The sequence below is a fragment of the Oceanobacillus longus genome (assembly GCF_042650085.1).
Classification (GTDB): Bacteria; Bacillota; Bacilli; order Bacillales; family Amphibacillaceae; genus Oceanobacillus; species Oceanobacillus longus.
The window spans coordinates 1-25,231 of record NZ_JBHSAO010000016.1 but is presented as its reverse complement, the minus strand read 5'-3'; the positions used below and the strand labels follow the sequence as shown (position 1 = coordinate 25,231).

The 25,231-nt window shown below is 33.6% G+C and carries 30 protein-coding genes, 2 pseudogenes and 1 riboswitch; of the genes and pseudogenes, 6 read left to right on the top strand and 26 right to left on the bottom strand.

The features are described from left to right. Complete coding sequence (locus ACFOUV_RS17170; RefSeq protein ID WP_379498011.1) at positions 1-426, top strand: disulfide oxidoreductase; 426 nt, start codon at positions 1-3, stop codon at positions 424-426. Between the two features lie 327 nt (positions 427-753). Here ACFOUV_RS17170 and ACFOUV_RS17165 read toward each other — a convergent pair whose 3' ends face one another. Further along, complete coding sequence (locus tag ACFOUV_RS17165) at positions 754-918, bottom strand: hypothetical protein (protein WP_379498010.1); 165 nt, start codon at positions 916-918, stop codon at positions 754-756. A gap of 355 nt (positions 919-1,273) precedes the next feature. Between ACFOUV_RS17165 and ACFOUV_RS17160 the strand changes: the two genes are divergently transcribed. Continuing rightward, positions 1,274-1,408: a hypothetical protein gene (locus ACFOUV_RS17160; RefSeq protein WP_379498009.1), complete on the top strand. Its 135-nt coding sequence runs from the start codon at positions 1,274-1,276 to the stop codon at positions 1,406-1,408. 37 nt (positions 1,409-1,445) lie between these two features. Then, positions 1,446-1,889, top strand: a complete 444-nt coding sequence (locus tag ACFOUV_RS17155) for a YetF domain-containing protein (RefSeq protein WP_379498008.1) — start codon at positions 1,446-1,448, stop codon at positions 1,887-1,889. A gap of 428 nt (positions 1,890-2,317) precedes the next feature. Here the strand turns inward: ACFOUV_RS17155 and ACFOUV_RS17150 are convergent, their stop codons facing one another. From ACFOUV_RS17150 to ACFOUV_RS17125, 6 genes are all read right to left on the bottom strand, one after another. Next, complete coding sequence (locus tag ACFOUV_RS17150) at positions 2,318-2,440, bottom strand: hypothetical protein (protein WP_379498007.1); 123 nt, start codon at positions 2,438-2,440, stop codon at positions 2,318-2,320. Positions 2,441-2,463: 23 nt separating this feature from the next. Further along, positions 2,464-2,787 carry a hypothetical protein gene (locus ACFOUV_RS17145; protein ID WP_379498006.1) on the bottom strand — a complete coding sequence of 108 codons (324 nt, stop codon included), beginning with the start codon at positions 2,785-2,787 and terminating at the stop codon, positions 2,464-2,466. 1,354 nt (positions 2,788-4,141) lie between these two features. Continuing rightward, a complete protein-coding gene (locus ACFOUV_RS17140) occupies positions 4,142-4,318 on the bottom strand; it encodes an RNA polymerase sigma factor (RefSeq protein WP_379498005.1) in 177 nt (58 codons plus the stop codon). A 133-nt stretch (positions 4,319-4,451) separates the two neighbouring features. After that, positions 4,452-4,982, bottom strand: a complete 531-nt coding sequence (locus ACFOUV_RS17135; protein WP_379498004.1) for a hypothetical protein — start codon at positions 4,980-4,982, stop codon at positions 4,452-4,454. Positions 4,983-5,147: 165 nt separating this feature from the next. Continuing rightward, positions 5,148-5,342: a hypothetical protein gene (locus ACFOUV_RS17130; RefSeq protein ID WP_379498003.1), complete on the bottom strand. Its 195-nt coding sequence runs from the start codon at positions 5,340-5,342 to the stop codon at positions 5,148-5,150. A 90-nt stretch (positions 5,343-5,432) separates the two neighbouring features. Beyond that, on the bottom strand, positions 5,433-5,984 hold the full coding sequence (locus tag ACFOUV_RS17125) for a hypothetical protein (protein ID WP_379498002.1): 552 nt from the start codon (positions 5,982-5,984) through the stop codon (positions 5,433-5,435). 325 nt (positions 5,985-6,309) lie between these two features. On the opposite strand from ACFOUV_RS17125, the pseudogene ACFOUV_RS17120 reads away from it, so the two are divergent. Beyond that, positions 6,310-7,146: pseudogene (locus tag ACFOUV_RS17120) on the top strand (tyrosine-type recombinase/integrase). A gap of 129 nt (positions 7,147-7,275) precedes the next feature. On the opposite strand, the gene ACFOUV_RS17115 reads toward ACFOUV_RS17120, so the two are convergent. The 6 genes from ACFOUV_RS17115 to ACFOUV_RS17090 all read right to left on the bottom strand — a co-directional run bounded on the left by ACFOUV_RS17115 (position 7,276) and on the right by ACFOUV_RS17090 (position 11,942). Continuing rightward, the gene (locus ACFOUV_RS17115; protein ID WP_379498001.1) at positions 7,276-7,476 is read right to left on the bottom strand and encodes a cold-shock protein; all 201 of its coding nucleotides are present in this window, start codon (positions 7,474-7,476) and stop codon (positions 7,276-7,278) included. A gap of 241 nt (positions 7,477-7,717) precedes the next feature. Next, complete coding sequence (locus ACFOUV_RS17110) at positions 7,718-9,082, bottom strand: TrkH family potassium uptake protein (protein ID WP_379498000.1); 1,365 nt, start codon at positions 9,080-9,082, stop codon at positions 7,718-7,720. Positions 9,083-9,100: 18 nt separating this feature from the next. Next, positions 9,101-9,757 (bottom strand): potassium channel family protein, encoded by a 657-nt coding sequence (locus ACFOUV_RS17105; RefSeq protein WP_379497999.1) that lies wholly within the window; start codon positions 9,755-9,757, stop codon positions 9,101-9,103. A gap of 85 nt (positions 9,758-9,842) precedes the next feature. Then, positions 9,843-10,002, bottom strand: a riboswitch (cyclic di-AMP (ydaO/yuaA leader). 257 nt (positions 10,003-10,259) lie between these two features. Then, complete coding sequence (locus ACFOUV_RS17100) at positions 10,260-10,979, bottom strand: nucleotidyltransferase domain-containing protein (protein WP_379497998.1); 720 nt, start codon at positions 10,977-10,979, stop codon at positions 10,260-10,262. 74 nt (positions 10,980-11,053) lie between these two features. Further along, positions 11,054-11,467, bottom strand: coding sequence for a VOC family protein (locus tag ACFOUV_RS17095; RefSeq protein WP_379497997.1), 414 nt, complete (start codon positions 11,465-11,467; stop codon positions 11,054-11,056). Between the two features lie 154 nt (positions 11,468-11,621). Next, the gene (locus ACFOUV_RS17090) at positions 11,622-11,942 is read right to left on the bottom strand and encodes a hypothetical protein (RefSeq protein WP_379497996.1); all 321 of its coding nucleotides are present in this window, start codon (positions 11,940-11,942) and stop codon (positions 11,622-11,624) included. Positions 11,943-12,164: 222 nt separating this feature from the next. Here ACFOUV_RS17090 and ACFOUV_RS17085 point away from each other — a divergent pair. Then, positions 12,165-13,003 (top strand): annotated as a pseudogene (locus ACFOUV_RS17085) (tyrosine-type recombinase/integrase). 117 nt (positions 13,004-13,120) lie between these two features. On the opposite strand, the gene ACFOUV_RS17080 reads toward ACFOUV_RS17085, so the two are convergent. The 9 genes from ACFOUV_RS17080 to ACFOUV_RS17040 all read right to left on the bottom strand — a co-directional run bounded on the left by ACFOUV_RS17080 (position 13,121) and on the right by ACFOUV_RS17040 (position 19,137). Continuing rightward, a complete protein-coding gene (locus tag ACFOUV_RS17080) occupies positions 13,121-13,426 on the bottom strand; it encodes a hypothetical protein (protein ID WP_379497995.1) in 306 nt (101 codons plus the stop codon). Between the two features lie 133 nt (positions 13,427-13,559). Further along, complete coding sequence (locus ACFOUV_RS17075) at positions 13,560-13,874, bottom strand: hypothetical protein (RefSeq protein WP_379497994.1); 315 nt, start codon at positions 13,872-13,874, stop codon at positions 13,560-13,562. A gap of 257 nt (positions 13,875-14,131) precedes the next feature. Continuing rightward, the gene (locus ACFOUV_RS17070) at positions 14,132-14,575 is read right to left on the bottom strand and encodes a hypothetical protein (protein ID WP_379497993.1); all 444 of its coding nucleotides are present in this window, start codon (positions 14,573-14,575) and stop codon (positions 14,132-14,134) included. A gap of 271 nt (positions 14,576-14,846) precedes the next feature. Then, positions 14,847-15,083: a hypothetical protein gene (locus tag ACFOUV_RS17065; RefSeq protein ID WP_379497992.1), complete on the bottom strand. Its 237-nt coding sequence runs from the start codon at positions 15,081-15,083 to the stop codon at positions 14,847-14,849. Positions 15,084-15,086: 3 nt separating this feature from the next. After that, positions 15,087-15,671, bottom strand: a complete 585-nt coding sequence (locus tag ACFOUV_RS17060; RefSeq protein WP_379497991.1) for a hypothetical protein — start codon at positions 15,669-15,671, stop codon at positions 15,087-15,089. Between the two features lie 190 nt (positions 15,672-15,861). After that, positions 15,862-16,167 (bottom strand): hypothetical protein, encoded by a 306-nt coding sequence (locus ACFOUV_RS17055; protein ID WP_379497990.1) that lies wholly within the window; start codon positions 16,165-16,167, stop codon positions 15,862-15,864. Positions 16,168-16,316: 149 nt separating this feature from the next. After that, positions 16,317-16,610, bottom strand: a complete 294-nt coding sequence (locus ACFOUV_RS17050) for an antibiotic biosynthesis monooxygenase family protein (RefSeq protein ID WP_379497989.1) — start codon at positions 16,608-16,610, stop codon at positions 16,317-16,319. Between the two features lie 237 nt (positions 16,611-16,847). Continuing rightward, positions 16,848-17,801, bottom strand: a complete 954-nt coding sequence (locus tag ACFOUV_RS17045) for a DUF3089 domain-containing protein (RefSeq protein ID WP_379497988.1) — start codon at positions 17,799-17,801, stop codon at positions 16,848-16,850. Positions 17,802-18,111: 310 nt separating this feature from the next. Then, complete coding sequence (locus tag ACFOUV_RS17040) at positions 18,112-19,137, bottom strand: serine hydrolase domain-containing protein (RefSeq protein ID WP_379497987.1); 1,026 nt, start codon at positions 19,135-19,137, stop codon at positions 18,112-18,114. 293 nt (positions 19,138-19,430) lie between these two features. On the opposite strand from ACFOUV_RS17040, the gene ACFOUV_RS17035 reads away from it, so the two are divergent. Next, on the top strand, positions 19,431-19,973 hold the full coding sequence (locus ACFOUV_RS17035) for a DUF4362 domain-containing protein (protein WP_379497986.1): 543 nt from the start codon (positions 19,431-19,433) through the stop codon (positions 19,971-19,973). 283 nt (positions 19,974-20,256) lie between these two features. On the opposite strand, the gene ltrA is transcribed toward ACFOUV_RS17035, so the two are convergent. The 4 genes from ltrA to ACFOUV_RS17015 form a co-directional block, all read right to left on the bottom strand. Beyond that, positions 20,257-22,068: a group II intron reverse transcriptase/maturase gene (gene ltrA / locus ACFOUV_RS17030; protein WP_379497985.1), complete on the bottom strand. Its 1,812-nt coding sequence runs from the start codon at positions 22,066-22,068 to the stop codon at positions 20,257-20,259. Between the two features lie 795 nt (positions 22,069-22,863). Beyond that, positions 22,864-23,325, bottom strand: a complete 462-nt coding sequence (locus ACFOUV_RS17025; protein WP_379497984.1) for a GNAT family N-acetyltransferase — start codon at positions 23,323-23,325, stop codon at positions 22,864-22,866. 28 nt (positions 23,326-23,353) lie between these two features. Continuing rightward, a complete protein-coding gene (locus ACFOUV_RS17020) occupies positions 23,354-24,433 on the bottom strand; it encodes an NAD(P)H-dependent flavin oxidoreductase (protein WP_379497983.1) in 1,080 nt (359 codons plus the stop codon). Positions 24,434-24,614: 181 nt separating this feature from the next. Further along, complete coding sequence (locus ACFOUV_RS17015) at positions 24,615-24,884, bottom strand: YesK family protein (protein WP_379497982.1); 270 nt, start codon at positions 24,882-24,884, stop codon at positions 24,615-24,617. Positions 24,885-25,231: the final 347 nt, after the last annotated feature.

Here is a 25,231-nt window from a genome sequence, read left to right as displayed (position 1 = left end):
ATGAATAAAACTAATAGTAAACAGATTTTCCTTTACTTCTCTTGGATTGTTTCCGTGATAGCGACACTTGGAAGTCTCTATTTTAGTGAAATACGGGAATTTATACCTTGCGAACTATGTTGGTATCAGCGCATTCTTATGTATCCTCTGGCTCTAATATTAGGGATAGCAACCTTTAATAGTGATTTTACGGTTAAGAAGTACGTACTTCCAATGGCAGTTATAGGGTGGTCGATCTCACTTTTTCACTACTTGGAACAAAAGGTTCCAGGTTTTGCGGCAATAAAACCTTGCACGAATGGTGTTCCGTGTAATACGGAATATATCAATTGGTTTGGTTTTATAACCATTCCTTTTTTGGCTTTAACTGCCTTTACCTTGATTATAATCTTTATGTTACTAATAAGATCACCGAAAGTTAAATAGAAAGCATAGAAAAAGCTGTCCCACAAGGACAGCTTCTTCTATGCTTTGTTTCGTATTATTGAACCCAATCATTAATCCGATATATGCAGCAAGAACCATTAGTAAAGACGAGAAAGTAGAAGCTACAATAGAATACCTCTTAGTCGCAGCCAAAATAGTAATTATCATAAATAAGAAACTTAAGCAAATGTTGGGTACTACCAAATTTTGTACGCTAAATGAATTTCAACCTAAAAAAGTCGAATTCCCGTTCGCTAAGGATTCGCTTTATTAAATTAGCTAATTGCACTAAAGCACAAGTTGCTTAAAAGGGAACTTATTAAATTACTAAGAAATTTCCCTCTTAAAGTAGAAAATTGTTCCATTCACTCCCGATAATTCCCATCCTTCTTTCCCAAGAGTATTTAATTTTTGGGTCATTGCTGTTTTGAAATCAACACCTGTCTTTAGTTGTAGCTGAATATCCTCCACTTTATATTCAAACTGCCTCACCTAAAAAACCTCCTCTTATAAGTAATTTACTAAGATAATGTTATGAGTTTAAAATTTAACTATAAATACGACTCTTTCGCTAAAGCACCAGTTAGCTTAATAACTTTTCCTTAGATTTCCCTTACTTTTATACATTTCCTTATGCCCTTACCTGCAAGTCGCTCATCTTTATATTTTGGGGTATAACATGAAATGAGCGTGACCACAAAATTCGCCACCATTCCATCCAGGAATATTCATCGAGAAATTACCAAAAAGAGCTATTCATTAACTTATATTTAAATTAAGAATACGTAAAAAGAAAATGGACAGTAATAATAAGGAATTAAAATTAATTTAAAACGAGGTGAATAAAATGAAATTCAAAAAAATATTCGGTTGTACGTTTATAGCGATTCTCACTACTGGATTATTGTTCGGATGTGGTACACCTAATGATGAACAAGAACCTGATCCTACCGAGGAACCTTCCGAGCAAATGGAAGATTAACAATAATAATTCATTCAAAAATGAGAAGGATTCATGGATGAACGGCCAGCTTAGTGTCATGCTGAAGACAGATCAACAGCCGGTTACACCTCATACATTAGGGATTCCTATCGAACAGGAACATGGGCCAACCATTCTAATTATGGATGGTCAATTGCTTGAAAAGGGATTGAAGGAACGCGGTTTTTCCAAAGAATGGTTACTAGGTGAGGTACAGAAGCAAGGGGCTGAGGGTTTCAAAGAGGTATTCCTTGCCCAGATAGATTCTCGTGGGAATGTATATGTAGATTTATATGAGAATAAAGAAAAACGTCATATAGTTGAAGAAAGGCCACTGCAGGGCGCAATCTTGAAAAAAATACAGGCTGATTTGGAAAGCTTTTCGCTGCAGACAGATAATCCAGAGGCCAAAAAGTTATATGCAGAGCAGGCAGCTAATCTTCAAAAGACAATCGATTCGATAATACCATATTTGAAGTAACGTAAAACGAAGAAAATCCTCTTGAAGAAGCTTTTATGATTATCTTTTTCAAGAATACTATGCCGATGCTGTTTTTTGAAGCAAACATTTCAACGATCTTATAAGGGCTGATGTGCTATAAGCGTTGATTTTACACGCCATGATATTTTTCATTTTTAAAAAAGGTTGATCAAAACGTGCTATTCGATGAAAAGTATGTATTAAGTTTTTTGAAAAGGTTTAATCGCTTTTTATAATGAAACATTGGTATATCAACAATCAGTATGAGTAATCCGTAATCGTATATATTTTAATCAATTTTCTATTTCAACGGTGCAACGGTCTAAATTTATTTTAAACCCACATTTTCGACTTCGGGGAGTAACAGGCACTATAAAAGGAGACTTAGTCACAAATCTAGGACTAGTCTCCTTTTGATAGAAACTTATTTACAAATTATTCCTGAAATTAAAATACTCTTTAAAAGCCTGATACGTTTCTATTCCCTGATAAAAAAACACGTACAGTGCAGAGAGTGAAAACAACCCCATAATCACAAAACGAATCCACATTATCGGTATCCTCCTTTACATAATTAATTAGATTTATGCAAAAGAGGTAAAACCACATAATTAGATTGATAGAATACAGGTGTGAGCAGAATCAGCCTTCTCGTATGCAATACAAAAAAAGGAAAAGCATAGGTCACCGATAAAGCAAGAAATAAAATAACCCCAAGTTTACCTATACTTATCTTGTTATCATCGTCAATCGGATGGAAACTTTCCATATAGGAATCGTTTAAAGTTTCACTTTCATCCATAATAAATGGACTATACTTATGAACGTTATCATCAACTAATAAAGAACCATATGCAAATACGATGAGAAACATAAAAAGGCATACGTATTTTTTCATAAATACACACCCTTTAAAGTAGTTATAACAATTATATAGTAATCAAGTATAGATGAAAAGAGCAAAATTCATTATTTTATAAGTTCTAAAAAACTTAGCACACTTCACAGTTTAAGCCCTTCCCGTTAGCCTGTGATTTTGGAACCTAACCTTAATTGTTAGCAATAAATCTTTGGGGGATTTAAAATAACTTTTCGCATTTCCATGTTGGTTGCCTATGTAGGTTTATAAAAAGGTTTAATCGTTTTTTATAATGAACCATTGGTATATCAACAATCGATATGAGTAATCGTATATATTTTAATCAATTTTCTATTTTAACTGTCACTTAAGACGCTATTTTGCACCTGTTTTAATCGATATTTTGCGTATTACCATCAACATTTCTTAAAACTTTGTACCCTAAGTGAATTTCATTCTAAAAAAGTTGAATTCCCGTATGCTAAAGGATTCGACTTTTTTAGATTGGCTTATTCCATTAAAGCACCAGATGGTTTAAGAAGATTTATTTATTTTCCATTATTTTTCGTGTCAATCTTGGTGGTAAACGTAGTCATCAAAACTATAAAAACAGGTAATAAACTCCATAAGAAGAATCCCCAATGGTGTGTCATTAAAGATAATACTAAGAAGCAAGCAAGCGCTACAATTGAAATATAAACAGAACGTCTTTGGTATTTCTTCACCTTGAACACCCCTTTATTAACAATTAAAATATTCTGTTTTTATTTTAACATATCTTATTCCATTAACTTGCTTTCGTTAAAAAAAAGACCGCCGTATAGACGATCTACTTATTGTGTGTAGCACCAGATTCCTAAATAGTCTTTATGCCATTCTGAATGATGGAGCAATACATTTATTAGTCTTTTGATGAATTCTTAGATAATATAGAGGAAATGCTCCACCCGAATATTCCACCTGAGCCTATTCCGAAGATTAGAGCTGATGTCAAAGTATCAAAGGAATTGAATCCTACAATACTCATAGTCACGATTGTTAAAATCATAATGTACCAATTAATATTGGACATAAAATATAATTCCCTCCCAACCATTTACCCAAGTTTTATTTCTTACCACACTTTGCAGACGTCTAACTAACGAACATATTCTTTTACTAACGAGCGGATTTTTATTGAAGCCCTTATTCAACTCTTGCACCCGTTAGCTCAATAAGTTTTTAATTTGTGAACCAACTTTCCTAAACATTTATATATCCTTCTAAATAAGATACGGCTTCTTCAGACATTTTCACCGTTTCACCTAAATCAGTACAATATAGCTTTCCGCCTCTTTCAGATAATTGCAATGCGACAAATTCATTTTTTTCAATATGTTCTTCCAATACGGAACTAACGTACTCTTTCTTCAAATGAAGAGTAATTTTTATATGCCTTTAAATATGTATCATGTGTCAAATCTTCCGCTTGTTGATAATCGTGAACCATCATCAAAATATAATGGAATATTGAATCACTATAATGATCATACCACTCAGTAATTTTCGCTGTTATGCTGTCGTCTCCCAAAACAAATCCCCCCCTCCTTCGTTTTTTCAATCAATACTTAGACGTATTATAAACTTAAAAGGTGCATGTTTTATCATTAAACAAAAAAGGTGCTTCTCCTTCTTAGAAGATTGCACCAGTTAATGAAATTACTTTAATTATTCAAAGAACCCAAAAAATCACCTATACGAATTAACATATCTTCTATTCTATGTTCTTCATTTAAATTGGCTTGCCCAGTCACCGTTTCAACTTCTGATAATTCACTGCCTTCTTTTTGGTACTGTAATTCTATGGTGAAATCATAAATTATCTCTTCAGATTCTGTTTTCTCATATTCAATATTTTTAACCTTAAAGTTATAATCATATTTCATTGCTTCAATCAGTATTCCAGAACCATTATTGTTATTTACAAATTCCATATAGGATGTTTCATTTGCAAAATAATCTTCAAAATGGTCTTTATCATATTGCAGTAAATCTTCGATGCTAGATTCTTCACTATTAAATATTTCCTTTAATTCATCATCTGGACCTGTAAGAGCATTCTGTAATACAGCTTCAGTTGTCTGTATATTTTCATCTTGTACTTTCGTTTCTGTGTTTTCAGTGCATCCAACCATAAATAATAGAAGTGGAGTTAATAAAGCGATTGCTAATAATTTACACGTATGTTTCTTCATATAATTTCCTCTCTATAAGTAATACGACCTGTAATGCAAGTTGGTTTCAAAAGGCATTATATTCAAATCTTGTTCTTCAACCCTACTGCCTATTTAACACAATAGGAGCTGCCATATCGACAACTCCTATTCCACTTTTAATGGGTTAAATACACATTATTTTTACTAATCCTTCTTCCTGGAGAAGTTTGAAGTAACTGATAATACAATACCGATTACTATTAACGGTACAGAAAATGAACTATATGGTTCAGGGATGTCTGGCACTCCTAGCGTCGGATTAAGTGCAAATCCAATTGCGAATAGATATATTCCAATATTAGCAAGGATTTTTCCTATACGATTATGTTTTTTCAACAAAAATATCAACCCCTTATTTACTAATACACCATATAGGTTAAGAAGAAACTGAGACGCTTATTCAAGATTCGCGCCCGTTAGTGGTATAAATTACTCAATTAACACTTCAATTTCATCCTCATTCTCTTCCACCAATTCCTCTAATAAATAGTTGGATTTCTCGTTAAATTCAACCATCCCTTTTTCACCATAAAACTCTGCCTTCCCTAACTTTTCTTCGAGATAAGTAACGATATAAGCATTTTGTTCATCGATTTTTTTTGCATATTCTTGTTGGTATTCTTCAGGTTTCATATCTAATTTTCTGGCTTGTGATTCGGCAAATTTACGAATTTGCTTTCCGCCTTCATCTGTTGTGTTTTTAGGAGGCAGTTCCTCAAACCAGTCATCGGTATCACTTAAATTTTCGGAAATATCAAGGCTCATATCCTTTACTTCTTGTTTTACCAACTCTACATTTATTGCCCATTCAAGGTAATCTAACGCAGTATCATCTGGGTATAAAAACCGTAGATCACCTATTGTGATTTCTTGTCCTTTTACAATAGCTGCTACTTCGTTATCATCATATTTTGAAATACTGTTGCACCCAGCCAGAAAAATAAAAACTATCAAAATGGAATACTGTAAGATTCTTGACATTAAAACACCTCCTCTAATCCATACTTCCACAAAATGGCCCGATTGTTGAAAAGATAATCAGATGGTACTCTTTAGCTAACCTGCAAGATAGATCAACAACCTTTTATTAAAATTAACATAATATTCCTAACATTATTAGAAAAAGAATAGCCAATCAAATTCTGATTGACTTACTAAACTCTTGCACCATTTAACTTAATAACATATTTTTATCTTAACATTAAATTCCACATTCTCATTTAGAACATACTAAATTATTCAATAAATTATTTTATTCAGCTAGTTGGAGATGATTATTATAAATCTAATTAGGGAGTGATTTGATTTGCTGTTGTCAGAAACTGCGAAGTCTTATGAAGCAGATAAGAGAATTGAGGGTTTTTCCCCACAAACTCTAAACGCTTATAGGCTTCAAGCTAAGTTATTAGTTAACTATTTCGGTAACACCAAAATGAATGACATTACAATCCAACATCTAAAGCAATATTTAGCTGAATCAAGTAATGAATTGAAACCATCGAGTTTGTCTCATCGAATAAGGTTTATCCGATCTTTATTTCGCTGGTCACACGAGGAAGGGATTATTGATAGTAATCCTGCTAGTAAAATAAAGGAACCAAAAGTTGGGAAACGTATCCCAAAATTCTTAACAGAAAGGGAAATTGAGCATTTACGAGATGCTTGTTTTACTCCAATGGAGAAAGCCTTATTTGAATTTATGTTTTCAACAGGGTGTCGTATTGGAGAAATTGTGACACTTGACCGAAATAGCATTAATTGGGGAAGTCAGTCCGCAATTGTTCGAGGCAAGGGTGATAAAGAAAGGTATATTTCAATATCCGTTGTGATATATGGCTGAATAAATACTTAAATAGTAGGAACGACAATGATTCGGCTATATTTGTTACAGAGCGATCCCCACATAGGATGAGCATTGCTCAAATGAGATACATAATTAAACGTATTTCAAATCGTGCTGGAATTAATAAAACCATTCATCCTCATCAATTAAGACACAGTTACGCTACTCATTCTCTTGAATAAAGGTGCTCCACTTGAAGTTATCCAAAGTCTTCTAGAACACGAGAAAAGCGAAAAAACACGAATTTATGTCCATTTAAGTGGAAGACTAAGGCAAGAGTTTTATAGAAAATATTTTTAAATTGTTGAAGAGCAACGCTAATAATTTACGTTGCTCTTTTTAATTAATGCCCAGTTTGTTTAAGTAAATCGGATTTGACTAGAAGTCTGGAAGCCCGTCTATAACAGAAGAGCTTTTTTCTATATCTTATTATAATTTAACAACGTTTGTTGCTTGTGGTCCACGGTTACCTTCTTCGATATCGAAAGAAACTTGTTGACCTTCATCTAAGCTTTTGAAACCGTCGCCTTGAATTGCTGAGAAGTGTACGAATACATCGTCTCCACCTTCAATTTCGATGAAACCGAAACCTTTATCTGCGTTAAACCATTTTACTGTACCTGTGTTCATATAACATTCCTCCATTGTGCATAATACAAGTTTTTTCCTTTGGTTGATCTGCTAATGCAATTAATTTATTCATTATATACCCCGAATCACTCAAACAAAACATTCCTCTCTCTACATTAGACAGAAGGCCTTCTTGTTCAATTATTGCACCAGATAGGTTAAGAAGAAACTGAGACGCTTATTCAAGAATCGCGCAAAATTGTAGAAGATTAATATTATATACAGAGGGAAATTTTTACCGCTATCCAATAATTACCCTTTCTTTAGGATAGTGATAATTTTCTTTTGTTTCTTTTCCTCTTATAAGGAATAAGAAGGAGAATATCCCTATTCTACCTACAAACATTAAAAATATAATGATACATTTTCCAGCTGTACTTAATTCAGGAGTAACACCCATGGATAAACCGGTTGTCCCAAATGCGGACGTAACCTCAAAAGCGATCGCCAAAATGGGGAATGGTTCAATAGAAGCCAGTAAGATAATTGCTGTGATACATAACATGGCAGCGGTTGTGATTACCATAAAAGAACGAATGATGTCTTCATTATCCAGTTCTCTTCCAAATATTTTAATACCAGTTCTTCCCTTAGCAAAGTTATAAATAGCTAACAACATAATTGCAAAGGTAGTCGTTCTGATTCCCCCACCTACACTGCTTGGTGATGCCCCGATAAACATGAGCACACATAATAAAATTAATGTAGGAGGTGTAAACTCACTTACATCCATGGTAGCTAAACCACCATTTCTCGTAGTCACAGATTGGAATAGGCTATAAAATATCTTTTCATGCCACACCTTATCCGCCATAAAACCGTTACGTTCCAAAATCAAGATTAAAATCATTCCTACTACAATAAGCGCAAAAAAAGTAATTGTTGTCAGTTTAGTAAACAAAGAAAAGCTATGTCTTGGATTTCCTTCCCGATGATCTCCCCGTATATAATTTTGCAATTCGAACAGTACAGGAAAACCAATTGCTCCTAGTGTTAATAAGACCATATTTATAAACTGTACGAAATAGTCATTCGCAAAAAGCTCCAATGATGAACCCGTAATATCAAATCCAGCATTAGTAGTAGCACTGACAGCTCCAAAATATCCTTGCAACAAAGACTCTTGCCATGTATCAAAGTAATTTAAAAAATATGCACTTAAAATGATAGTACCTACAAGCTCAATTAGAAGAATGGTTTTTAGAATTTTTAGGATTAATTGAACCGAACCTGACAATGATGTTCTGTTTTGATCTATTTGAATAAGTTGCCTGCCCCTCAGTCCTATCCGTTTACGAAGCATTACCCAAATAAATGTTCCCAGTGTCATAATACCAATACCACCAAATTGCAGTACAAACGTTAATGCAATTTTCCCCGCCGCATTAAACGTATCCACAGTGGAAACAACCGTTAATCCGGTAACGCTTATCGCACTCACTGCAGTGAAAACCAGGTCAATAAAAGATAACTCTACTCCTTCATTATGAAAAATGGGCAGACTCAGTAACCCCACTGAAAATATTACAGCGATAACATAGAACAATACAATAAGTCGAATAGCTGATAAATAGGTCAATTTAATTTTTCTATTGGATAAATCCATCGTTTTGCCCCTGTCTACCTAGAATCCTTTTTCTTCAAAGCGTTTCAGATCTTTTATATGTCCCATCACAACCAACATATCTCCTTTAGAAATAACATCATGAGGCATAGGTGCAATGTTTAAATTTCCCTTTTGTTTAATTGCAAGTATCGTGCAACCAAATTTTGCACGAACATCCAATTGTACTAACGACTTATTGGATAGTTTTTGAGTTGCCACTAGTTCCACGATGCTATAGTCATTCGAGAGCTCTATATAATCTAGGAGTTTACCGGAATCAAGTTGGTTGGCAACGCGGATACCCATTTCTTTCTCTGGTTCGATGATCCGGTCAGCGCCTACTTTTTCAAGTATTTTTTTATGATGTGGATCCCGTGCCTTTACCCATACCTCATTTAAGCCCATTTCCTTTAGTATCAAAGTACATAAAATACTTGATTCAATGCTGTCTCCTATTGCAACAATCGCATAATCGAAATTTTTAACACCATAGTTTTTAAGCCCATTTTCATCAGCTGCATTTGCAATTACAGCATAGTAAGAATAATTGGAAGCCGCCTTAACTCTAGCTTCCTTTATATCAATAGCCAATACTTCATGTCCCAGTTCATATAATTGTTTACAAACACTTCTACCAAATCTTCCTAGTCCAATAACTACGACTTGCTTTTCCACATAACCCCTCTTTTCTATATCTATCCATATAAAAAAGACCAATTCAAATAGAAAGGGTCTTAGGAAGATTCACAGACCTTACTCTCAAATGATAAATTAACGCTTACGAGGTTAGCTGTCGGATTAGGGAATGAGAGTATCCCTTCTTACTTTATATAAGATTTACCCCAAGATAGAAAAGTATTTTTTATTCTATGCTATCAATAATGGTTTCCCCGTTCGAAAAGATTCAGCGACTAAAAGGTGTACAGATATTTATATATAATAAACATAATCTACTCCGTTTGTTTTACTTTGTCAATGACTCTTTTCCTTTACTTAGCTCTCTGTCAGAAGATAGAAAGAACTATAGAGTATAGCCACTATATGGAGTCTTGCCGACAAAACGCGGATATTATTACGCTAAGCAAAATTTCAACCTAAAAGAGTCGAATTCCTCAATTAAGGAACCGACTTTTTAATTTGGCTTGCCTAGCTAAAGCACCCGTTTGTTTAATAGCGGTTATTTCTTACCTAAAGAAAAACCATCAAATAATCGTCCTGCATAGGGTTCCAATATTTCATCAACCAACTTGATAACTTCATCTTTTGCACCACTTCTATAAAATATATCAAAGGCTTCAACAAATTGTTCCGCAAAGTTTGTATCGTGCTCTCTTAATGAACGTACTATCCACTTAGAAGTACCAACCCACTTATTATTAGTTCTTAATACAAATTCACTGACAAGTTCAGCGAGTATATTAGCAATGAAAATTTCTTCTGCTCTATTATTACAACCAATAAAATCATCAAGGGTGTCCGTAATAAAGTATCGCTTCGTATTTATTATCTCAGTTGACCACTTTTCTGGACCTTTAGATAATAATTCTTTTGCTTCACTTTTGATAGAGTCAATTACCCCATTATCTTTGAGTATTATACCTTCCGATACCATTCGAGGCAGTGATGGTCTAGCTCGTTTATAATCACTTGCAAAATATTCTTGATAAGAATTCAGGTTATGTGCAAATACTTCTATCGGCCAATCATACTCAATTACTGACTCCCTATAAGAAGAGCTATATGTTTTATCAAATATTACTATATCAAGGTCTGATGTTTTTGTTGCTTCGCCACGAACAACACTTCCTGCTAATAAAGCTCCATCGCAATATGGAAAATGATTTTTGATAAATTTCTGTGCAGCTTTTACTGGTTCTAATCTGTTAAGATCTCCCATTATCATCCCTCTTTTTGATATTTACCTTATTAAACATTGGCACCCGTTAGTTCAACAATAAATATTTTTTGCTATTATTTAAGATATTTTTCTTTGAAAGTCGGACTTAATTCACTCCACACATCAAATTTATTGCTATCTAAATCATAGAAAACAAAATTTCTTCCAGAGTGTCCTCTGTTTTCAATTTCTCCAACTCTTATCTCTTTTTCTGTAAAATCTTTATGTATAGCTTTTAAGGCACTTAATCCATTAACTTCAAATGTTAAAGAAAAACGCTCGACACCGTTAATATCATAGAAATTAGAGCTTTGATTTTCATTAGATTTAACAAGAAAAATGCTTTGGTTTGCAAAATTAAGAATTGCTTTATCTTCGTCTTTGTAGCTTAACTCTGCACCTAATTTGTTGACATACCATTCAGAAGATAGTTCTACATTAGTCACTGGTATATAAGTAGTTCCTACCCTTAATAATTTATCGTTCATTCTATTGACCCCTTCCAATATTTTATGGTATATACTTTCTTCTTTTATGTATCTTTATATCCTTCCTAACTCCATATTTTTCTTATTTTTTATTGAACTATTCTGCCCCATTAGCTAGAGAAAGACTGTTGTATTGACGTTCTCCATTATTGTGTTAAAGCACCAGATAGTTGAAGTAACTAATAAAAGGTGTTTTGTTATTATGTCTTTTGCTTTTACTCTTCTTTTTAAATTCTCTTTGTTTTTCCTTTTTAATTTGCTGATCTGTATTCATTAAAAACCACATTATAGATACTGTAATGAGAGCAAAAATGATTAAATCCAATAGTTTATTAAGGTCTACCAATTCACCTTGAGACAGCGAAGTGTATAAATAAATGGATAAACTTATAACTACCGGGATGGAAATGAAATTACGGATCAGTAATTTTCTTTTTAACCTATTATACTCATTAGATGGAATGGAATCACTCATATTTAACACCTCTCAGTTTAAATTATTATTTCATAATTTGTCTGATTGTTGAACTCAAATTAAATATCACTCTTAAAGTAAACTGCCATTTAACTTAATAACATATTTTTATCTTAATATTAAATTCCACATTCTCATTTAGAACATACTAAATTATTCAATAAATTACTATTCAGCTAGTTGGAGATGATTATTATAAATCTAATTAGGGAGTGATTTGATTTGCTGTTGTCAGAAACTGCGAAGTCTTATGAAGCAGATAAGAGAATTGAGGATTTTTCCCCACAAACTCTAAACGCTTATAGGCTTCAAGCTAAGTTATTAGTTAACTATTTCGGTAACACCAAAATGAATGACATTACAATCCAACATCTAAAGCAATATTTAGCTGAATCAAGTAATGAATTGAAACCATCGAGTTTGTCTCATCGAATAAGGTTTATCCGATCTTTATTTCGCTGGTCACACGAGGAAGGGATTATTGATAGTAATCCTGCTAGTAAAATAAAGGAACCAAAAGTTGGGAAACGTATCCCAAAATTCTTAACAGAAAGGGAAATTGAGCATTTACGAGATGCTTGTTTTACTCCAATGGAGAAAGCCTTATTCGAATTTATGTTTTCAACAGGGTGTCGTATTGGAGAAATTGTGACACTTGACCGAAATAGCATTAATTGGGGAAGTCAATCCGCAATTGTTCGAGGCAAGGGCGATAAAGAAAGAGAGGTATATTTCAATATCCGTTGTGATATATGGCTGAATAAATACTTAAATAGTAGGAACGACACTGATTCGGCTATATTTGTTACAGAGCGATCCCCACATAGGATGAGCATTGCTCAAATGAGATACATAATTAAACGTATTTCAAATCGTGCTGGAATTAATAAAACCATTCATCCTCATCAATTAAGACACAGTTACGCTACTCATCTCTTGAATAAAGGTGCTCCACTTGATGTTATCCAAAGTCTTCTGGGACACGAGAAAAGCGAAACAACACGATTTATGCTCAATTAAGTGGAAGACTAAGGCAAGAGTTTTATAGAAAATATTTTTAGGATGTTGAAGAGCAACGCTAAAAATTTACGTTGCTCTTTTTAATTAACGCACCAGTTAGTAAAGTAGAATGATAAAAACAATATTTATTACTTCTATTATTCTGTATGGTTGCGGGCTTATCTAATAAAAACGTCGTATATGAATGGTATGCCTACATCCAGGTAAATCAAAGCGATGACGACGTAAAGGACGGTTCCGACTATTGGTAGAAACCATTTTCTTTTCTTGATTTGGAACCAGTAATTGATTGCCCACATTACAGTCAGGAAAATAATAGAGCCGATTGCAAACATGTCAGAGATGGGGTCACGGTGTGGGCTAATATTTACCACAGAGAAAAACGCGAGAAAACCGATAGCTCCCAATGGAATTAAATTGACAGTATGCACGACAATATCATAAATCGTATCCTTGTTTTTCATTAAATTTCCACCCCAATCATTTATAGTACACAATCACATTTTATTACTCTCTTTCTTGTCCCACTAATCTTCGACTGCCATCCCTTTAACAAGATAGTCATCTTTGAGTAAAGCACCATTTACTTAAATAACTTTATTTCTTTAAACAATCCAATAAGGTAAATCCAAAAACAGCACCAGCGATTATAAGAATAGTTGGATTTCTATTTATTGCATATTCTGGTATTTCTATGGAACCTGCTAATGGTAAAATCGACATTGATATTATATAGAAAGATGGTAATGCAATCGCAATAAACTTTATCCAGTCAAATGTCCATTGCTTGTTCTGTTTAATTTCAATTATCAACTTGGGTAATCTTAGAAAGAGTCCAATAACAATTGGAAATATTGTTCCGAATAATACAACAGGCATTATTTCATAATTATTACTGGCTTCTTCTTCCAATCTAACCTGAAATTTACTTCCTAAATAAATAATAAATCCAATAACAATTGTCCAACCAAAATAATAAAAAAACCTTTTAATAAAGCAACCCCCCCTTGAAAATGATTTACTTATTTATATATACGAATATAATTACTTTAATGTTTCAATATTCAACAAACTCATCTTATTAAACTAAACTGCCATTTAATGAAAAAGACCGCCATAGTGACGATCTCATTGTTGTTAAAGCACCAGATAGTTTAATAAGTAATCAATCACTCTTTTAGAGCTAACTCAAAAGACTCCTCGTTATCATCCCATTTAACTTCAACACTAACGACTATATCTTCCCTCATAATTGACCCAGTTCCACCACCTCTTGATGTAAATTCTTTAACAGAAACAGGTTCATCAAAGGTTTCCGACGAACTTCCACCACCAGTTGGTCCTAGTTTAAATTCATAATCTAATTTTTTCATTGAAGCTAATTCGTCTAAATCTCCTTTATAAGTTAACTTAAAGTTATATTCATCTTCACTTGAATACGTGTTTACATTATTGGCATCTATTTCCCTTATTTCTTCTGCTTCGTATTTTAACTCTGCTTCCCAGTATTGCCCCTCTCCTATAAATTGATAGCTATGTTCAGTTATCTCTTCATTGTTAGAACAGGCACTTATTAACCCTGTAAATAGAAGTAACAAAATTAAGCGTTTCATTAGAAAAACCCCTCACTATAATAAAGATTTAATGTTATTCCACTGTACGTTTATAAACTAATAATATCATAATGCCTAACACTCTTATTGCAAATTTCTGAATTAAGAATAAAATAAGAGGAGACCATCATTTGATGGTCTCACTTGCTCAAGTTTCGCACCAGATAGTGGAAGATGAGAAAAAGAGTCTTTTTAACATATGATCTTATACATTAGGATATCATTAGGGAGTGTATCAACATCAGCAATACTAGATTATTCCCACTAATAGCTAATCTTTTCTATCCAACTTTTTGTGAATTCCCTTTAATTCATGAAGTATTTCTTTTTGTGTTTCACTTATGTCCTGTATCGCTATCTTTTGTTTTTCTAAACTTTCAATTCTACTTTTAATAATTTCATCAGATTGACTGGTAAGCTTTGTAGTTTGTTTTTTAGTAAATCTAATAGACGACCCCACACCAATAAACAAAACAGCTATTAAAAAAACCCAAAATAAAAAATCCATGTATTACTCGCCACCTTTAGAGAAATTAATTGGGACTTCAATATATTCACCTAATGACTCACCATTTTCGTTTTTTGGTGCTTCCACAATGAAATTTACACTTTCTACACTCTCTGCTTTCGTATCTTCAAATACATATACGAGAATACGTTGTGTATTATAGGATTTTAAATATTGCATCTCAACTTTATCACTTAGATAATCATGTGGTGACTCAATTGTCTCTCCAGCATCTGTAACTACTTTTAAATGCCCCGGATTAAATTGAATCTTTTCACTTTCTGTAGAAATATCGATTGCGATATTCATATAATCCACTTTTTCTTTGCCAAGTAGATCAATATAGAAATCATCCGTTAATGTACCGGTATTTAGATTTGCAGCCTTTATAGTAACCGATATCGGGCCCGACTTGTAGGTACCTAAGTTTTCTGCTTTCCCTACATGCTCAAAACCACCATAACTATTCTGTTCTATATTATTATCCCTAGATTCACGACCAGATTGTTGTTGATCGGTCTTATTGTCGCTACAAGCTCCCAATAAAACTACTAATATAAGGACGTTTAGTAACAAAAAATTTTTCATTATTTATCCTCCAAATATGACATTTACTGAATAAAGATAGTATAACTCTATACTATCTTTGGAATAGCTCCACCTTCAATGCAGCACTATTATTACAAAAACAAAAAAGACAATCGTTTCATTGCGATGATTGCCTTTTTTAATTCTTGCACCATAGAGTTGAAGATTCTTATTTCACAAAATTGATTTTTTAGGCGATATTATTTAATTTATTAAATAATATTTTGTGTAATTTTTCTTGACACCTTTCCTGATAAGACTCTCTATCAAGTTTACTACTTTTGAAATTCCCAATTACTTGACGGACATCTCTATTGTGAATGATTAGTCCCCTATATTTTTCGTCATTAAGGTAATTTTGGAACCATTGTTGTCTTTTTAGATGCTTTATATTTCTCCCGATATCTTCTTCATCAACCTTTAGAAACGGTAAAAACCCACCAATATTTACAAAAACAACTACTGCAAACACAAATAAGTAAAATATGACTTTCAAATTTAATCCTCCCAATTAAAATTATATATATGAAATACGTTTAAAACATTTGAAGAGTTTCAATTCCTATAACACAAACTCGCCTCAATAGTAAAAAATAAGCGTTTCTGCATGTTCCAGAAACGCACCAGTTTGTTTAAGATCACCTATTAAAGTTTAACCTTCTCAAAATGTTCAACTATTGGAAATGGATCATAGAAATGATGTAATTGCTTTTTCCATTCTTGATACTCGTTGGATTGTCTAAATCCAACTGTATGGTCTTCTAATGTTTCCCATCTTACCAGCAGTAGATATTTCCCTTTAACTTCGTTACACCGTTGTAATTCGTGAGATATGTATCCTTTCATTGAAGAAATTATTTTTGATGCATTACCAAACGCCTCTTCATATTCCTTTTCCTTCCCCGATTTAACTTGAAGCATAGCAGCTTCTAATATCATAAAACCTCTCCTTTATTTACAAATCACCTTACAGATATTCTTTTTGTAGATAAGCACCCGTTAATTGAAGAACGTCTAATTATCTTTCTTTCTATACGTCTAAGCTTCGTAAGTAAAAAAACAATCGAAATGATTATTGCGATTGGCATACCTTAGGTAACAACCATACCTAGTATCATCGAAAGTACCTACATAAAATCCATAATCCAATTCCCTTTTTAAAGTAAAAATATGGCTTTACTGCTTTTCTGATATATATTCTACTGCTTCTATAAGTTGATTAGTTAAGTCATCAGGCAAACTATGTCCCATACCTTTTTTAACAATTAACTTACAAGGAACCCCATTGTCTCTTAAAATAGCCACTGTTTTTAGAGTCATATTATAAAAAGGATCTTTATCTCCTGTGATAACACAACCTCTTACATTTATTTCACAATTTAATTGCAGAATTTCTTCTATTTCTTCTGTATTTTCAAATGATGGTACTATTGCTATAAACCCATTAATTCTTTCTAAATTGTTCTTTAAGCTTAGCTCAATTGCTGTCTTACCACCCTGTGATGCTCCTGCTATTATATTTTCTTTTGTTGCGAGGTCGTATTTTCTTTCAAATTGATTGAAAGTATCAGTAACATCTTTTTCTGCAACACCTTGATTATCCCAGGAAAAGCACTCATAACTAAACAACTGAGAAGATTGGGGAAATCCCAATAAATATTTTGATAAAATGCCTGACTCACTCCACTGTTCAGTGAAATCTTTGGCGTTTGAACCTTTCCAGTGTAATGCGAAAATAGAAGTGTTAGCTTGGGGGTTACCCACCACTTGCAATGAAGCTTTGGCATTCTTCTTTTCTGCTTCATATTTCTCTTTGCACAGTTTTAAAACCTTTTGAAATTCTTCCTTTTCTTTGAGTGGTTGTAACTCAGTGTCATTCGTTAGCAGTTCTGGATTCCACCAAAGTCCTTGATCTAATACTTCGGATATTTCTGATATTGCTTGATCGTTGTTTCCTTGCAACATATAAATACCAGCTTTCCAATGCCCTAGTCGATCTAGCTTACCTGGGAATTGTTCTTTAGCTTTTTCTAAAAGCAAAGCCGCTTCTGTAAAATTCTCCTCTTGCACCAGGTTAACTGCCTTTTGTTGAATTTTTATAAACCGACTATTTGATTTTGTAGATTCCATAAAATCCCCCCTATTTTCCTTTATGATATTTACCTTCTTCAACTAACCTGCCAGATAGATCAAAAGCCTTTTATTTACCATTAATATAATATTCCTAACATTATTAGAAAAAGAAAAGAAAATTAAATTTCAATTGTCTTATCCAAGACTTGCACCCGTTACTTTAATAACATTTTTCGGTTCTACTGTGGACAAGGGTAAAACCAAGTTCACTACCTTGAAAAACTGGAAAACTTCACTAACTGGAATCATCATTTATAACCCCATTTTAAAATAAGGGCTAATAGCAAGATTAGCCCTTATTTACACTTTACTTATTTATAATTAACCTTTCTACTTCCTTAAGCATTTCATAGGCACCCTCTGACTTATTTGAGCAAACAACGATGGTGAGATTTTGATTTGGATAATGTACAGAACGATAATTCACGCCTGGATCATATCCCATCTGATTATATTTCACGACACCCTGTTCGTTTGATTCCATATACCCACCATAACCATAAAAAATGTCTTCTACAACATTTTCTTGAGGAGTCAATAAAATGCTAGTCATTTCTTCTGACAATAGTCTCCCACTCGTTAACGCTTCCCAAAATATCCCCATATCAGTTGCAGTAACATAGGCACCGCCATCAGGTCCACCTTTTGCTGGCAAAGAGAAAATATTTGATTTCCACGTACCATCTGGTTGCTCCATATACCCGATTGAAACGCTTTCAGGTAATTGATCCATTGAAAAATACCCTGAGTCAGTCATGCCAGCTGTATGAAATATTTTTTTTTCAATATAGTCAACGAAATTCATGCCACTGTTATGCTCAATAACAAGGCCTAAAATAATATAACCCGTATTATTGTATTTAAAAGTATTCCCAGTTTCGGCCTGCATTTTTTCATACTGAAACATTGGCAAAAAGTCCTTCGCACAGCGAACCCGATACGATGGCAGGGTTTCCCAAAGCTCTTCATAATCATCCATTTCATCTTCGTCGAAATAATCTGGAACACCAGATGTATGCGTTAGTAAATGATGAATGGTGATTCCTTCATCAAAATATGGAAAATCAATATCCAAGCAGTTGATGATTTTCGTGTCAAATGTGATTTTTCCTTCTTCCACCAACTTACAAATCGCAACAGATGTAAATATCTTGCTGCCAGATGCAATCGAAAAGCGAGTATGTGGCTGATTTGCGATTTTTTCCGAATGGATTGCATAGCCAAAGCTATCGGATAATATTTTCTCTCCACTCTTACGTATGTGAATGCTCCCAGAAAATTGAAGTTCCTGTTGTTTTTTAGCCAAACTATTCCAACTTATTTGTTTATCCATTATTTAATTCCTCCTGAATGTGTTTTTTACAAAAATTGTAAATACAGCTTATAAAACACATTCAATTAACCTCTTCACACTTGATAAAGAATCATTTCGCTTCCCCCCCTTTTACCTTTTTGAGTATAGCACCCGCACTGAAAATTCACAATAATTGATGGATTATAAATTCAAAGAATCTTTTAATAATAAAAACAAACAATCTTGTTGAACTATTGCACCAGTTTGATGAATAAGGTCTTATACGTTTTCATAAAGTATCAGTAACAGCATTGCTGAGGAGAGTGGGCAAATTGTTAGATTTTAGTAAAAGAGTTGTCTTAGTAACTTTAATTAGTGGCTTAGCTCTATTCCTAATCGTTAATTTTAATGGAACGTCGTTGGCTCAAGATAATAAAGATAATGGAGAAAGCAATTTTACATTTGAACAGCAAATTAAAAATTTTGGAGAAAAACAAACGAATAAAGTTCCTAAAGACTACACACCAGAAGAAGCAATGGAGAATGGTGATATTACTCCAACTAACATCACTCCAAAGCAACGTGAAAAAATCAATCAATTTAAGGAGAGCGTCAAGAATGGTAATCCTGACTTTATTCGATTTACCCAATTTTCACAGTTTGGAGACCCAATAATTACTGAATTCCAATTTAACGGTGAACTTATATACTATCGTTGGGATAGTACAAGAGATGAAAGTGGTAGACATATAGCAGAAAATATGGATACAGGGGAACGATTTAGCGTACAAGAAGATTACTGTAAGAAGCTTGTAAACAATCCGAAAATGCCGTATATCACAAACTGTTATAACTCGGAGAGTTATGAGTTTTAACGTATTCCATTCATCTAATTCGTATGTTAATTTATCAACCATTACGGATATTTAAAGAATAACCTATATACCCAATGACCATCAAAAACAGCTTGGAGAACCAAGCTGTTTTCTAATCAATTATTCTCTTGCTTCTTTATACAGATAGGTAAGGGTTTGAAGTTATCGCTTCCTTTTCCCCCTGTTCACACCGTACGTGCGACTTTCACCGCATACGGCGTTCCAACTAATCCAATTCATTCAATTCTATGTATATTCTAGATTGATGTTATTTCTTCCGATATCAGATTGCTTGGTTATGACATTGTAATCGAAGTTGATTAAGTTTTTCTATTTGCTTTTTAGAAAGATTTAATACTTTTATTAAGGCATTTATCTTAATACCATCTTTCATATGAACCAGCCTATGGACTGGTTCATGGAGTATTACTAGATTTGAAAATGAATCATCTTTTGAAAGATGATAAGGATTTTTATGATGGCAGTGCCAATCATTTAGACCTAGTTCTATTCTAGAAATGGCACACTTCCCATACTGTGCGATAAATTTACTTATTCGATTGTCATTATATTCAATTGTCCGATTAGGAATAAAATTCTTCATGACAGAAGATAGAACGTCTTTACTTATGGCTTTTAACCCTTTGTGAATCTTGTCTCTCCCTTCGGGAGTGTAATTGCACGTACCTTGGGAAAAGCCTAAATTCGTTTTATGCCGTTGGGCATGAATAGGTACGAACACCATGTTTTGTATTTTATACAATTTACATTTGTATCCTTTATACCTTTTTTGTAAAGTCTTGGTCATGTCATGAAGATTCGCATCTGTTCTAAGATTCTTTAGTCGATTGTACATTGTTTTTCGCAGATAAGAGTTTAACTCATTAAGATTTATTGTGATTTTAGTGGCTGCTGAATAGTAATTTTGTATCCCCATAACGATCGTATTGAAATTCCAAACGGTCTGATTACCAGGATGTTTCTGCACAGTTTTAATTGCTTCTTTTATTTTGTTGGAAGCATTTATTTTTGTTTTCCTAGACATATTTGACTTGGCTACATAGCCATACTTGGTCTTTCCTTTTCTCACTGCTTTAATAGAAAAACCGAGAAATTCGGAAGAATTTTTCTTGAGATTAATTACTTTAGACTTTTCTTTACTTGTTTCTAGATGTAATCTAGTCATCAAGAAGTCTTTAATGGCGTAGTTCATTCTTATTGCGTGTGAACGTGTACGGCATAATACTTTGAAGTCGTCCGCATAGCGGACTATAAAGCATTCTTTCAGTCCCGATTTCTTAAGTGCTTGGTGTTTAATTCCTTTAGTTTTGTAGTTAAAATCAGTATCGAATGATTCCCACTGATTACTAATCCACCAATCAAGTTCATTTAACACAATGTTTGAAAGCAGTGGGGATAAGATACCACCTTGTGGTGTTCCCTTAGTTGGAATACCTTCACCGTCAATCTCTGCTTTTAAGAGTTTAGAAATAATAGATAGAAGTGATTTATCTTTTATTCCTAATGACCAAATCTGCTTTAAAAGTTTACTATGATTTACATTATCAAAGAAACCTTTTATATCAACATCAATGCAGTGATGAAGCCCAGACAGGTTTATAAGGAATTCAAACCTAGCTTTTGCGTGATGTGTATTTCGATTGGGTCTGAATCCATAACTATGCTTGTGAAACTTCGCTTCACAAATAGGTTCTAATACTTGCAGAATGCACTGTTGGAAAATCCTGTCCCAAATAGTTGGAATTCCTAGAGGTCGAACCTTACCATTCGTTTTAGGAATCAGAACACGTCTAACTTTCTGTGGTTCATAATCATCAAACATTCTCTGAACCTTAACTATTACATCTTCCACTGATACATGACTAATATCTTTAATTGTTAATTTATCTGTTCCTTTCGTTTTGCTTCCAGTGTTTCTTTTAATATTTCGATAGGCAAGACGTATATTTTCATTAGAACTCATCAATTCTATTAATCCATAAAACTTTTCACCATTGACACTTCGAGCGTATAGGTTGTCAAAGCACTCTTGTAGATTATAATACTCATTATGCCTCAGTTTCTTCCGTTTCAATAAGTCGGCCACTCCTTTCGGAGTTAAACCTCTTTTAGTCTCACGAGAACCTTATTAACCGATAAAGATCTGCCTTACATGGTTGAATGATTCTTCATTAGTCTAGTGGCTATCCCTCCATGTGGATTAAACATCTCATCGGTACTATGCCACCACTTTTACTGATATAAAGAGAAGTTATACAATAACTATTGTCATTATTGCTTTCCTTGCCACCGATTCATTGGGAGTAAGCCCTCCACGTTATCAGCTTACAACGTTGAATTATATCTATTATAGAATGAAGTTAGGTGCTTCCTTTAAGCCTGTTAGCATTCATACGCCTATAACGTATCATGGATTTTCATATTAGTTAGTCTTACTCATCCACATCTAACCTCACAATTTGGTGATGTACACATTTCTATGTATTGTGCGTTTAGACCCGTACATTCAGAAGTTTGTCAGCTTAACCTTTTTCTTGTAGGTTTATTCGCATACTCACCGTATTCATTCAACTCAAGCATCATGATTTACACCACCCCATCGGGTAGGCTTTCGACAGCTAGACTACACTGTTACGGTAAATTCTTACGCCTTTTCACCGAGCTTATAACACTGTCATTCTTACTAACTCAAGTGCTAATCGACTAAGAGAGAACCCTTCCGAGCGTTACCTCCTCATTTGATTCATCGATATAATCCTTCAATTCCATAAGGAATTGCCTAGCCTTTACTAGAGAGATGTAGCCATCCTCCATTTAAACTAGGAACATTTCGCACAACAATCGCACCAGATAGTTTAATAAAAGATAATTAAAGTTTCAGCTTTAAGCCTTCATGTGTTGCTTTAAAACCTAACCGTTCATAAAACCTTAATGCATCTGGTCTTGTTTTATCAGTTGTCAGTTGTACTAAATGACAACCTCGTTCTTCTGCACATTGAATCGCCCATTTTATAAGTTCAGAACCTACACCCTTACCTCTTACAGAAGCTGATGTTCTTACTCCTTCGATAGTAGCTCTCCATCCACCTTGATGTGTTATATAAGGTGTAAAAGTAATTTGTTGTACCCCAATCACTTCATTGCCGTCACAAGCCACTACTAACTCGTTATTAGGGTCGGATGTAATAGCTTTAAATGCTTTTATATAACTATTAGGAAGTGGTTGCTCATAACGTTCACGCTTACTTCCTAAAACATCGTCTGCAAGCATTGCAACAATGCTATCTAAATCTTTTTCAGTAGCAATTCTGAATCTTATTTCCGTCTCCATTAAGATTCCTCCCTTTTTTAGTAAAACGTTAATTACTTTTATTAATATTTTTTGCTTCTGTAATAATCTTTTTAATTAACAAGTTAACAGTTTGTTTTTCAGCTAACCTTGGACTTTGTCCAGACCAAAGAGACATAAAATCTCGATTTTCTTGTGAAGAAGAGGTTTTTCTAATTCCTTTAGTTAATGTGTTTTGAACAGGAAAATCGGGCAAGGTTGATTCACTTTGTTGCGTTTCTGAAATGAATTTATTATTAATTCCTCTTGCCCACTTTCCTGAAAATGAACGTGTTAAAACAGTTTGGTCTTCGTGGGCATGAAGAATTTCTTCTTTATGAATCTCATTAGCCCCACTTTCAGTACAAGTTAAAAAAGCTGTACCCATTTGTACACCCTTTGCTCCTAAGCAAATAGAAGCCATTAAACCTCTCCCATCCATTATTCCTCCAGCGGCAACAACAGGAATACTTACATTGTCAACAACTTGCGGGATTAGTGACATTAACCCAATTAAACTCTCCTGATCATCACTGATAAAGCTGCCTCGATGCCCACCAGCCTCACTACCTTGAACAACCACAATATCCATTCCTGCTTTTTCATTTTCAATTGCTTCTCTGACAGTAGTAGCTGTTCCCATTAGAATAATGTTATGTTGTTTTAACTCACTCATAACTTCGCTTGAAGGAATACCAAATGTAAAAGAGCAAACGGGAACTTTTTCTTCAATTAGAGTCTTAATTTGTTCATTAAATGTTTCTAATACATTATTAAATTCCGGGATTTCTAAGTTATCTTTATAGTGTAAACCCAATTGCTCACGAATAGGTTGTAATATCTGGTTAGCTGATTTAATTCGGTCTTGAGTAACATCAAATTCTTTGGGAACAAATAGGTTTATACCAAAAAAATTTGATGTTAACTGTTTTATTTCCCTAATTTGTTCACGCATTTGAATAGGGGTCATATAGCCTGCCCCAATCGATCCTAAACCTCCAGAATTTGAAACCTCAGCTACTAATTTTGTAGTAGTTACTCCGCCCGCCATAGGTGCTTGTATAATCGGGTACTGAATATGCAGAAGTTCTGTAATTTTATTATTTAGCATAAATTACACCTCGTTATTTGTATTTATTTATTTTCCTAACTATTCCTTTATTTCCGTTAGCGTAAGGATCATTATTTTAATATTAACATAATATTCAAAAGTGTTTACAAAAAGATAAGACGATCAATTTGATGATCGCCCGTTAAACTCTTGCACCAGTTTGTTGAAGAAATTACATTTACTATTTACCTTTAAAAATAAACCCACTTATAGTACCTATCCATATACCAACGAAACCACTGAACGTAACAAATAACAGTCCGATACCTTCCCAACCACGAACAACTACTAAGCTGTAAATAACGATACCGACACAAACTAAACTCAATACGATGGAAATTAAAATTAACGCTTTTCTGGAAATTTTACGAGATACAAAAAAGATGATAATTGCAATAGCAATTCCAATGAGTAATATCGGCGTCCATCCTTCTAACATTAAAGCGTCCATTTTGTCCTCCCCCTATACATATTCTTATGAATCGATTGTTTTTGAACTTTCCTGCCCTAAACTTCAATAAATAGAGTGCGATCTCCTTCTAAATGAAACGCACCCGTTAGCGAGTATTTAAGAGTAAATTGAATCTATCTGAGGGAGTTGAATAAGAAACAATAAGATTCATTCTGTATTCAACTTTTTATGAAAAATGTCAAATATAATACCACTTAAACCGACTGCTAATATCATTATGCTATAAAAGTTAGCACCACCTGAAAAAATATAATACCCATGTGTTTTGCAACCTAAAAGGTTACAAGATTGCAATGAAAAGGTTAGAACTTTGCCAGCCCATATTT